The 10,194-nt window shown below is 45.0% G+C and carries 11 protein-coding genes and 3 pseudogenes; 7 read left to right on the forward strand and 7 right to left on the reverse strand.

Going from position 1 to position 10,194, the window contains the following annotated elements; genetic code table 11:
• Window positions 1-44: 44 nt before the first annotated feature.
• From ACQG03_RS22875 to ACQG03_RS22905, 7 genes and pseudogenes are all read left to right on the forward strand, one after another.
• Complete coding sequence (locus ACQG03_RS22875; RefSeq protein ID WP_045617592.1) at window positions 45-2,030, forward strand: ParB/RepB/Spo0J family partition protein; 1,986 nt, start codon at window positions 45-47, stop codon at window positions 2,028-2,030.
• Window positions 2,031-2,072: 42 nt separating this feature from the next.
• Window positions 2,073-2,495 (forward strand): conjugation system SOS inhibitor PsiB, encoded by a 423-nt coding sequence (psiB, locus tag ACQG03_RS22880; protein WP_022650021.1) that lies wholly within the window; start codon window positions 2,073-2,075, stop codon window positions 2,493-2,495.
• Window positions 2,495-3,226: a plasmid SOS inhibition protein A gene (locus tag ACQG03_RS22885; RefSeq protein WP_032650522.1), complete on the forward strand. Its 732-nt coding sequence runs from the start codon at window positions 2,495-2,497 to the stop codon at window positions 3,224-3,226. Before psiB ends, ACQG03_RS22885 begins: the two co-directional genes overlap by 1 nt.
• Window positions 3,217-3,447, forward strand: a complete 231-nt coding sequence (locus tag ACQG03_RS22890) for a hypothetical protein (RefSeq protein WP_218834430.1) — start codon at window positions 3,217-3,219, stop codon at window positions 3,445-3,447. The genes ACQG03_RS22885 and ACQG03_RS22890 overlap by 10 nt, the downstream gene beginning before the upstream one ends.
• A gap of 223 nt (window positions 3,448-3,670) precedes the next feature.
• Window positions 3,671-5,034 (forward strand): annotated as a pseudogene (locus ACQG03_RS22895) (IS3 family transposase).
• Between the two features lie 179 nt (window positions 5,035-5,213).
• Entirely contained in the window at window positions 5,214-6,245 is a 1,032-nt protein-coding gene (locus ACQG03_RS22900) for an ISNCY family transposase (RefSeq protein ID WP_426726161.1), read from the forward strand.
• 160 nt (window positions 6,246-6,405) lie between these two features.
• Window positions 6,406-6,554: pseudogene (locus tag ACQG03_RS22905) on the forward strand (hypothetical protein).
• A gap of 385 nt (window positions 6,555-6,939) precedes the next feature.
• Here the strand turns inward: ACQG03_RS22905 and ACQG03_RS22910 are convergent.
• The 7 genes and pseudogenes from ACQG03_RS22910 to ydfV all read right to left on the reverse strand — a co-directional run.
• Window positions 6,940-7,230 carry a hypothetical protein gene (locus ACQG03_RS22910; RefSeq protein ID WP_426726162.1) on the reverse strand — a complete coding sequence of 97 codons (291 nt, stop codon included), beginning with the start codon at window positions 7,228-7,230 and terminating at the stop codon, window positions 6,940-6,942.
• Between the two features lie 2 nt (window positions 7,231-7,232).
• Complete coding sequence (locus ACQG03_RS22915) at window positions 7,233-7,520, reverse strand: hypothetical protein (RefSeq protein ID WP_426726163.1); 288 nt, start codon at window positions 7,518-7,520, stop codon at window positions 7,233-7,235.
• Window positions 7,521-7,655: 135 nt separating this feature from the next.
• On the reverse strand, window positions 7,656-7,928 hold the full coding sequence (locus ACQG03_RS22920) for a hypothetical protein (RefSeq protein ID WP_426726164.1): 273 nt from the start codon (window positions 7,926-7,928) through the stop codon (window positions 7,656-7,658).
• A gap of 228 nt (window positions 7,929-8,156) precedes the next feature.
• Entirely contained in the window at window positions 8,157-8,762 is a 606-nt protein-coding gene (locus ACQG03_RS22925; protein WP_426726165.1) for a hypothetical protein, read from the reverse strand.
• Between the two features lie 10 nt (window positions 8,763-8,772).
• Window positions 8,773-9,270 (reverse strand): hypothetical protein, encoded by a 498-nt coding sequence (locus ACQG03_RS22930; RefSeq protein WP_426726166.1) that lies wholly within the window; start codon window positions 9,268-9,270, stop codon window positions 8,773-8,775.
• A 157-nt stretch (window positions 9,271-9,427) separates the two neighbouring features.
• Window positions 9,428-9,862 carry a hypothetical protein gene (locus ACQG03_RS22935; protein WP_426726167.1) on the reverse strand — a complete coding sequence of 145 codons (435 nt, stop codon included), beginning with the start codon at window positions 9,860-9,862 and terminating at the stop codon, window positions 9,428-9,430.
• A gap of 202 nt (window positions 9,863-10,064) precedes the next feature.
• A pseudogene (gene ydfV / locus ACQG03_RS22940) lies at window positions 10,065-10,172 on the reverse strand (protein YdfV); the annotation flags it as partial.
• Between the last annotated feature and the right edge of the window lie 22 nt (window positions 10,173-10,194).

The raw sequence follows: 10,194 nt of genomic DNA on the forward strand, positions 1-10,194 counted from the left end.
CTCCGCAGGGCAAGACAATCATTAATACTGAGAGGTACTAAATCATGACAGTTGCAGATGTTAAATCAAAAGCACCAAAAAAAACCAGTAAGAATAAAACTGCCGGAAACGAGGCGCTGAAAGCTGCCCTCGATGCGGCAGTCATTGAATATGTTCCGCTGACCGATCTCATTAAATCACCGCTGAACGTGCGCACGATTCCCTACACCACCGAGAGCGTTAAGCGACTGGCTAACTCCATTGAAAGCCTCGGACTGCTTCACAATCTGGTTGTCCATGCCCTGCCCGAGGGAAAATACGGTGTGGCAGCAGGTGGTCGGCGTCTGACTACGCTGACGCTCATGTCTGAAATGGGGCGTATCAAACCGGATTATCAGGTTCCGGTTAAACGTGTCAGCGACGAGCTTGCTGTTGAGGCTTCTTACGCCGAGAACAACGAGCTTGAAACCATGCACCCTGCCGAGCAGATCACAGCGTTTGGTACGCTGGCGGCACAGGGAAAAACCCCCGCGCAGATTGGTGAGGTGCTTGGGTACGGTTCCCGCCACGTCCAGCGCATGCTCAAACTTGCCAGTCTTGCACCGTCACTGCTTGCACTTCTGGCAGAAGGTCAGCTTGATGTTGAACAGTGTCAGGTGTTGTGTCTTGAAAGCGATCCTGAGCGTCAGGTTGCTGTTTACGAAAGCGTAAAGGAGGAATGGGGACGCACTACCGTAAACGCACTTAAAAATCGTATTACGGAACGTGAAATTTCTGTCTCGCATCCACGTTTCGCATTTATCGGGCGGGAAGTTTATGAAGCCGCAGGCGGAATTGTCCGTGAAGATCTGTTCAGTGAGCAGGAAGGGGACGGAACAGTAGACAGTCTGCTTGTTGAACGTCTGGTACTGGAAAAACTTGAATTGATCGCTCAGGAAATCCATCAAAAAGAGGGCTGGATGTGGGGTACCGGACGTCTGGCTGCAATTAACCTTTACGGACCTGACGGAAAGGACTACCGCATTCTGCCGGAGCCAGATGCAATCTACAGCGAAGATGACAGCCGCCGTATCGATGAACTGTCCGACAAATTTAACGCTCTGGATCCTGACAGTGATGAAGCCGAGGTCATTAGCAGCGAAATATCCCTCATTGAACATGCCGCTGAGCTTCGTGGGTGGACAAAAGATCTAAAAGCAAAATCAGGCGTGGTAGTGAGCTTCATGCACGGTGCGCTTCGTATTCAGCGTGGTATATGCCGCATGTCTGATTTACCTGACCATGACAGTAACGGGGAGGATTCCGCGCAGTCTCCTGCCGTGACTCATATGCATCGACCTGATGCAGCAGAAGGGATCAGCATCCCGCTGCTCACCAAAATGTCATCCGAGCGCACTCTGGCGGTACAGGCCGCGCTGATGCAGCAACCTGAAAAGGCTGTGGCGCTTATGGTCTGGCGTATGTGTACCTGCGTCTTTGCTGGATGTGTGACCACGCCGCATCCGTTCCGTATCAACCTGACCGTTTCTCACAGCAGCCTCACTGAGAACGCCCCGTCCGGTAAAGAAGGCGCAGCGTTTGAAGTCCTGATGACCGAAAAAGAGCGCCTGAAAACCCTGCTGCCAGCAGGATGGGAGAAGGACTTCACGACCTTCTTCGCCCTGAACGGAGAGGTACTGATGTCATTGCTGGCCTTCTGTGCGGCTTGTTCCGTAGATGGTGTACAGACGCGTGATAATGGACACACATCACGCAGCCCTCTCGATACGGTTGAGGCCGCGATAGGTTTTCACCTTCGCGACTGGTGGCAGCCTACAAAAGAGAACTACTTCGGTAGCCTGAAACATTCACAGATAGTCACTTCACTTAAAGATGCAGGTCTGACTGGTGCCGCTGCTGACGCAGAAAAAATGAAGAAAGGCGACGCGGCAGTGCATGCGGAGTTCTTTATGAAGCAGAACCGTTGGGTTCCTGCATGGTTACAGTCACCGCAGCCTGATGCAAAAGACAGCACCGATACCGACACTGACAACGCGGCAATTGCCGCTTGATAAGGATAGCCGCCCTGCGGGGCGGCAATAAGGAGATACCTGATGAATATGCCAAACTTTAAGCTCTCCTCCATGATCGGTGAAGATTTCGAAACCTGCCGCGCCGCTGGTTACTCCTACCGCCGTGAGATGACACACGCTGTTATGGGGGCACTGAGTGCGCCTGAAAACTGGGATGTTAACGGGGAGTATCGTAGCGAGTTCGGGGGCTTATTTCCCGTGCAGATCCGTTTTTCGCCCACTCATGGCCGATTTGAAGTGGTTCTGTGTAGTCCTGGTGAGTTTAGTCAGGACTGGATCATGCTGTTGGTCTGGAGAAAAGGGCAGGAAGTATCCTGTATCCGCTCATGCCCACAATTTGACGCTGCTGTGATAAACCATGTGCTGAGCCTGACCAGCAGGCTGGACAGTGATGGATACTCAATATTCGATATTCTCTCAACGCTGCGCATGGAGGTGGCCTGATGATCCCTCGTCACCTTTCTCTTGTCACGCAACTGCCGGAGCGTGAGGCAGCGTTACGAGCCATTATTGCCGTAGAAGAGGGGGGCGGGCGGTACGGAAGCCGACACCCGCAGCCGTATCCCTATGCCAGAGCATTTTTCCGGTTCCTGACTGGTAGCAGTAAAATTAGTGGAAAGGCGATCAACCAGGTGCGCGGGGCGTACTGGCTGAAGGGCGATAAAATTTCTCTGGCCCGATATGAAGAGGCGTTTGACATACTGATCAGTAGCCGCGGTCGCCTGTGTTACCCTCCGCTCGGTACCGACATGGTGCAGAACCTGTTTCCGGAGCAGGCGTTCAGCATCAGAGAACGCCACACGCAGCGGGAAGTGCGCGAGGATAATCTTTATTCCCGTCAGGAATCACGGCGACACCGTGAAAAAGAAGAGAAGTACCAGAACCGCGTAGGGCAGGCTGAAATCGACCTGGCATTTCAGACACCGGAGACACTGCGGGCATGGTATGAGTTCTGGTCCCAGCAGGATATACGGGACTATGACATCCAGCGAATGTTGTGGGCGTGGACGGAACGCAGCCCCTCGTTGTCTCATCTGGTGAAGGCTTACTACGACCGTGCGCAAGACATTGTTCTCGATGTACATGATGTGGCGGGCTCCTCAACACCGGCGGAGAAAGAGCTGGAGCGCTGGATGGTACCGAACAAAATCACGCTGAGGTCTATATGGCCGTGAGAAACAATCCGTGGAAAACGGAGCTGAAGGTTGCCCGCAGCCAGCGCAATAAACTTCGGACTATGTCGGAAAAGCTGAAAGAGATGTGCTGTGAGTGGGACGGGTTAAGTGGCTGGCTGGAGACTGAAAGTGAGCGCCTCGCAGAAAGTATTGACCAGCATCTTGTGGCGCTCGACGAACAGATATACGCCTGGTCTGCCGGCAAAAGTGAGCCTGAGTGAATCAGACAAAGGTGAAGATTTATCCAGTAATCAGGCTGTTATTCCTGGGCAGAATCGGCTCGTCGGGATATAATGGCGATGGCGCTTGAGGCTTTTTGCCTCATGACGTGAAGGTGGTTTGTTGCCGTGTTGTGTGGCAGAAAGCAGAAAGCCCCGAAGTTAATTTTCATTAACCATGTACTGCACCCATTTTGTTGGACGATGAAATGGAATAGTCCCTGATATGTCAAAGCCAAAATACCCCTTCGAAAAGCGCCTTGAAGTCGTGAATCACTACTTCACAACTGATGATGGTTACAGGATCATCTCTGCACGTTTTGGTGTGCCTCGAACCCAGGTCAGGACGTGGGTTGCCCTCTATGAAAAACATGGAGAAAAAGGTTTAATTCCCAAACCTAAAGGCGTTAGTGCTGATCCAGAGTTGCGCATTAAGGTCGTGAAAGCCGTGACCCAGCAGCAGATGTCCCTCAATCAGGCTGCTGCTCACTTTATGCTTGCTGGTAGTGGTTCTGTAGCCAAGTGGCTGAAAGTCTATGAGGAGCACGGAGAAGCTGGTTTACGCGCACTCAAGATCGGCACCAAAAGAAACATTACAATGTCAGTTGATCCAGAAAGTGGTGTTAGCATTGGAGCTGTCGAAAGACCGACGTATTGAGGATCTTGAAAGACAGTTTGATCCGGCTTACGTATCTAAAAAGCTGAAAGCCTTAGCTCATCCCGCGAAAAAGTGAAAGTACTCAACGAGCTAAGGCAGTTTTACCCTCTTGATGAGCTTCTCAAGGCAGCGGAGATACCGCGCAGTACGTTTTATTACCATCTAAAGGCTCTCAGCAAGCCTGATAAGTATGCGGATGTTAAAAAGCGTATTGGTGAGATTTATCACGAGAATAAAGGTCGTTACGGATACCGTAGGGTAACGTTGTCTCTCCATCGAGACGGGGGAACGGATTAACCATAAAGCCGTTCAGCGCCTGATGGGAACCCTCTCGCTTAAGGCAGCGATTAAGGCTCAAACGATACAGCTCCTACAGAGGAGAGGTAGGGCAAACCGCCCCCAATGTTCTCCAAAGGGATTTCAAGGCTACACGGCCAAACGAGAAGTGGGTTACCGACGTTACTGAATTTGCAGTCAATGGGCGAAAGCTGTATTTGTCTCCAGTAATAGATCTCTTCAACAACGAAGTTATTTCTTACAGCCTGTCGGAAAGACCTGTGATGAACATGGTCTTCTCTGAGAATATGCTCGATCAGGCATTCAAAAAGCTTAAGCCTCACGAGCATCCTATTCTGCACTCTGACCAGGGATGGCAGTATCGTATGAGAAGGTATCAAAACATCCTTAAAGAACAAGGCATTACACAGAGCATGTCCAGAAAAGGCAATTGTCTGGATAATGCAGTCGTGGAATGTTTCTTTGGAACCTTAAAGTCGGAGTGTTTTTATCTTGACGAGTTCAGTAATATAAGCGAACTGAAGGATGCTGTTACGGAATATATTGACTACTACAACAGCAGAAGAATTAGCCTGAAATTAAAAGGTCTGAGTCCAATTGAATATCGAACCAGACCCTATGTGCCTCGTGTTTAACTGTCCAACTTTTTGGGGTCAGTACACCACGAGGCTTAATCTGTATGCCTGAACAACATCAGATTAGCCGCTTACCTGCCGAAAGGCAAGGAGAAGTAAGCTATGTGTTAACACCAAGCTGTAATGTCCCCTTTGAACCATTCTAAAATGTCCCCAGACAATTCTCTGGGGGATTTTTCATGATCAGAGACCGTCAGACCATGAGTCATAAGGAACTCGACCGACTTCACATTATTCAGGAGTCACTTGGTCGCCATATTACTCAGGAACAAGCTGCGGCACGCATTGGCATTTCTATTCGGCAGGTTAAACGTCTGGTGCAACGGTATAGAAATGAAGGGCCTTCTGGTCGAGTTTCCCGCCGACGTGGAAAGCGTCCCAATAATTCCTTTTCTACCGAATTCAGAGCAACAGTAATTTCACTCCTCAAAGGCCGCTACGCTGATTTTGGACCTACGCTTGCGTGCGAAAAATTGCGCGAGATACACGGCTTGTGTTTATCCATTGAAACTCTCAGGAAGTGGATGGTAGAGGAGGGCATATGGCGCGAACGTCGTCGTAAGTTTGCCCGAATTTATCAGCGCCGGATGCGGCGCCCATCCTACGGTGAACTCATCCAGATTGATGGCTCGCCTCATGACTGGTTTGAAGGTCGGGGCCCCAAATGCACACTGATAGTCTTTATCGATGATGCTACCAGCGCTCTGATGGCGCTACGATTCGCTCCTGCAGAAACAACCCGGGCTTACATGGAAACCCTCCGGGGTTACCTTAATGATCATGGCGTACCACTGGCTCTCTATTCTGACAGACACAGTATATTCAGAGTAAATAACCCGGAGCGGGAAGGAGAGTTGACTCAGTTCACACGTGCGATAAAGACACTGGGCATCGAGCCAATCCATGCCAACAGCCCGCAGGCAAAAGGGCGGGTAGAGCGTGCCAATCAGACACTGCAGGACAGGCTGGTCAAAGAAATGCGGCTTCAGGGTATCAGTGATATTGAAACAGCAAACGCATGGTTGCCGACCTTTATTGAAGCCTATAACAACCGGTTTGCTACGCCGCCTCGTATTGCTGATAACGCCCATCTTGATGTACACCATTCTGAAGAGGAACTGGGTTATATCTTCAGCCTCCAGGCGAAGCGCGTTCTCTCCAAAAAATCTCACTTTCCAGTACAAAAGCAGTGCGTTTCAGATTCGCAGTGAAGGCCGGGGATATCGACTTCGGCATTCGGTTGTCACGGTATGCGAAAGCTTTAACGGTGAAATTAAGGTTCTGTATGATGGGAAAGCGTTGGGATGGGAAAAATATGTTGATGGCCCGGAGCCTATACCATTGGATGATGAAAAAAGTGTCCATGAACGTGTGGATAATGCCCGTTTTGATTTACGCTCAAAATTCTACGTAAAACCTAAAGCTGACCATCCTTGGCTGACGCGCCGCACGCAAGTAATCAGCAAGTGAAGCCCCCTAAATTACCCAGAAAGAAGGCTGATCCCGATAAAATGGACTGAAACCAGGCGTTATTCAGTTGAGTGCATATCCAGTCATAGGATAGATTCTTACGTAGCGTTTCTGGCGTGCATTTTCGGGTGGTTTGTTACTGTTTTTAACGGGGACACGTCAGAAACGCGCTCAGGCCGTCTGAGCGGTACGCGTAATGCGGCGTTATGGTAAATAGCCTATGCTAATGTCCGCTAAGAGCGAAGAGCGGACATTGCTAACAGCATCCTATGTGAATCATTACGATCAAATCAATGACTAGATAAGCACAAACCTAAAGCAGGCCTACTGACGAAGTAGGCCTGAGTTCCTTATATATTTCACAAAATTCAGAGAGTTTCTAAGATGGATAAAAGTGTTGGAAGTTGACTCTCTCTCACACGGAATCTACCCGTCCTAAGATAATTCCGTTTCAATTCCGTTAACGAAGAAATGTACGGAATCAAAAACGGCCGAGCTATTCATATATTTATTCTGATAAATTTCTTGGAGATTCTTTGAGCTTACTATTTTTGTCTTTGCTAAAGTAAAAGGATCAACAGAGATATTAGATAGAGACATGGATTTTATCTTGAGGTCAAAGCCCTCAGAAAGACCATTTACAACTTTCCTCAGATCAAATTCTACTGGTCTCAATCCACTATCTTCACCAAATAGTTTTTGCACCATAGTATAAGGCATTTTCATACTTAATGGAGGGTTAGTGGCATATAGTATAATTTTTTTCCTTGTCTGACGCCAAAGTCCACATTTAAGTAAGTTGCTATTTCAACCTCTGAATGCTCGCCATTAGCATATTCTAAGCTTTGCTTACTAATGCTTCTCATGGTAAATCTTAGTTCAAGCACTTCAGAGTTATTAATGATTTGAAAACCATATCCTTTATCTTCATCATAGAGGTTGTCATTTACTTTGTGTAATAACTCACTTTTAGTTATATCTTTTTCTGCTTTATAAATTTTTACCTTTATCATCATCCAGCCTCCTGATTCAAAGTCTCGCAAGACATAGCTTTCGTTACTGGGTATCGCTTGGTATGCTCTTCGATAATAAAGTCATTAATCAAAAATATTTTTTCTTCTAATTGTTTCATGACTTGATCAAAGTCTGCGTCACTGAGTTTTTCTCTCTGCGGATGCAGAGTTGCTTTCTTTGTATAACGCTCTGAATTTTATATTTTTTCCAAGATATTTATCATCAAAACTAAGTTCAAAAGTTATAGTATGGTTCTTAACAACTGAGGAAAATGACTTCCATCGAATTAAGCTTCTATAAAACCCATCACTGCACAGCTCCTTAATTTGAGGAGCGTTCACTAATGATAGGCCATCATACGCGGCATTATTAATGTTAAAAGTTAGGTTTTCATCATCGTCAGATGCCATTTCCTGATTATTAATGTCATCATCATTTTCGTTATCTGTAGAAGGTGAAATCTTGTTTAATAATTCTTGTGTTTCTTCGTTAGCATTTCCTTCAGATTTCTTCCATTAATATCCAGAGATGTTTTTATTCTGCTTACTCTAACCTTTTCATACTGAGCATATTGAAGTCCTGTTTTTTTATAATTTCCATCAAAATCATAAAGATGAACAGCGAAAATGTTCCTAGATTCAAGTATCAACGATGCTTGATAAATCTATTTCGTTGACAATTATGTTGTTACAAACCGTTGATGAATATGTATCAATTATTTGCTTGAGAATTTCTGAAATGCGTGGTGTATAGTTATATCTCACTGAAACATATCCTTTTTTTACTATGAAAATTATACTCCCACTGAACAATTTTTTCTGCTGAAATTTACCCCTTCTAAAATCAAATTCAGTGTAATCAATAGATATATGGGAGGTTTGCAACCCTGAGTAATGATCAATTTTCTCATGCCCTAGCAACTTGGGTCTATTTTCTTTCACTTTGTTTACAACGTCATAGAGTTTCTCTATATCAAATTCTTCATATATACGTTTTACTGAGAAGACGTCTTGGCTGGGTTTGGTTGCCAGTTTATCTTGTACTTCTCTGATGTGATTATATGAAAATGGCAGGTCTGATATTTTTTCTATCAATACCTCTTTTGATAAGTCAGATGGGAAAATTATCCCTCGATTGAAGGCGATCTTCCTTAATGTAACATCTGTGATTTTTGCACTGTTAGAGTGGAGGGCAGTATAAATGTCACTTTCGTTTGAAAACAACGTGGCTTGATATTTATTCATGTCATACTCCTTATGAAAAGTGACATTTTCTATTCACCTGCTTGCTGGCAACTTGGTACTCAAATATAGATAGCTTTTGATTAACAAAAGGAATGGATACTATTTTTTCCCTTAACGTTTCGATATGAGATTGAGTGAAAGAATATATGCCTATGTAATCATTAATGGCGGATGGCAAATGAACGCTTGAGTGTGATGAGAACGGAGTTATAACAAATATTTTGTCAAATTGATTGAGTAATTGATAGTTAAATATATACTCTAAAAGAAATATAAAGTGATTACTGGAATCAACCTTTTCTTTCCAGAAAATATTCAATATTTTATTTCTTATTCTATCGCCATCATCATTTCTAATATATTCGTGTTCATATGAGTAAAAAATCATGCCAGATGTTATCATTTCAATTGTGGCTGGAAGGATTTTCCCTTTCGTTGCTATTTTATTATGCTTGTCAGGGTAAAAATATGTGCAGTTCTCATCCTCAGGAATTTTTTGCCATAACATATTTGTTTCTTGTGTTACTTTGTCAGTAATCCCCCTTCAGTCTCAATGTGTTCTGTAACATCTAGTAAAAATCTGATCATAGTTGGGTCAAAAACTGCAATCAAAGAGTTCTCTGGAAAATCATAACTTGCTGTGGCGGCTCCATTTAATTTCTCAATTAAATCAGAGTCATATTTATTGTCATGATTATATATAAAAGTAGGCCGTTAACTTGATATTTCTCATTTGTACTGTCAACAAGTAGACGCCGCCACTGAGGACTTCTTGGCGCGCAAGCTACCTGTTGTGATAAACTTCGTAGAGCGCTCAATATTGATTTTGTACCGTCAAGCGTGCTGGCACAATAAGATTTTAAATCTGTTTGTATATACTGAGTTATATCTGAATAAGGATCTCTATATTTGAAGACTACATCCGTAGGGTGAGTTTTTTTTGGATTTTCAGATAAAAGTTGTTTAGCGTTTAGATGAGATCTCAAACAACAGTCCCAACTTATATCCGTTGTTTTTTGGGTTTTCCAGCCTAATTCATCAAAAATTCTACTGGAAATGATACCTGCAATCTCATCAATATTCTTAGTTTCGCCGCCCACGCTTCCTCCATAGTTCGTTGTTTTATATAGGGAAGATTCGATTCATGGTTTTCCAAGCTCATGCGAAAACGATCAAGTAAAATAGGAATAATCTCAATCAATTTAATCTTTTTTATTTGAATCATCAAGAGCCCCATTACTGATAGGCATCAGTAAGTGGCATCGCTGCTCAAGCTTCAGTAAAAATCCGGTTAGCAACTTCCGCTGTTCTCGGCACAAAGCGGACAGTGATCACCGTTCTTACGACTACTTTCTGACTTACTTCGTGACTTGCCCTAAGCATGTTGTAGTGCGATACTTGTAATGACATTTGTAATTACAAGGGGTGTAAG

This window comes from Enterobacter cloacae complex sp. 342H5 (genome assembly GCF_050030905.1).
Lineage (GTDB): Bacteria > Pseudomonadota > Gammaproteobacteria > Enterobacterales > Enterobacteriaceae > Enterobacter > Enterobacter intestinihominis.

Coding starts and splice junctions, on each gene's coding strand:
- ACQG03_RS22875 (WP_045617592.1), top strand. CDS start 45: ATGACAGTTGCAGATGTTAAATCAAAAGCACCAAAAAAAACCAGTAAG.
- ACQG03_RS22910 (WP_426726162.1), bottom strand. CDS start 7,230: ATGAAAATGCCTTATACTATGGTGCAAAAACTATTTGGTGAAGATAGT.
- ACQG03_RS22890 (WP_218834430.1), top strand. CDS start 3,217: ATGGCCGTGAGAAACAATCCGTGGAAAACGGAGCTGAAGGTTGCCCGC.
- ACQG03_RS22885 (WP_032650522.1), top strand. CDS start 2,495: ATGATCCCTCGTCACCTTTCTCTTGTCACGCAACTGCCGGAGCGTGAG.
- ACQG03_RS22930 (WP_426726166.1), bottom strand. CDS start 9,270: ATGTTATGGCAAAAAATTCCTGAGGATGAGAACTGCACATATTTTTAC.
- ACQG03_RS22925 (WP_426726165.1), bottom strand. CDS start 8,762: ATGAATAAATATCAAGCCACGTTGTTTTCAAACGAAAGTGACATTTAT.
- ACQG03_RS22915 (WP_426726163.1), bottom strand. CDS start 7,520: ATGATGATAAAGGTAAAAATTTATAAAGCAGAAAAAGATATAACTAAA.
- psiB (WP_022650021.1), top strand. CDS start 2,073: ATGAATATGCCAAACTTTAAGCTCTCCTCCATGATCGGTGAAGATTTC.
- ACQG03_RS22900 (WP_426726161.1), top strand. CDS start 5,214: ATGATCAGAGACCGTCAGACCATGAGTCATAAGGAACTCGACCGACTT.
- ACQG03_RS22920 (WP_426726164.1), bottom strand. CDS start 7,928: ATGGCATCTGACGATGATGAAAACCTAACTTTTAACATTAATAATGCC.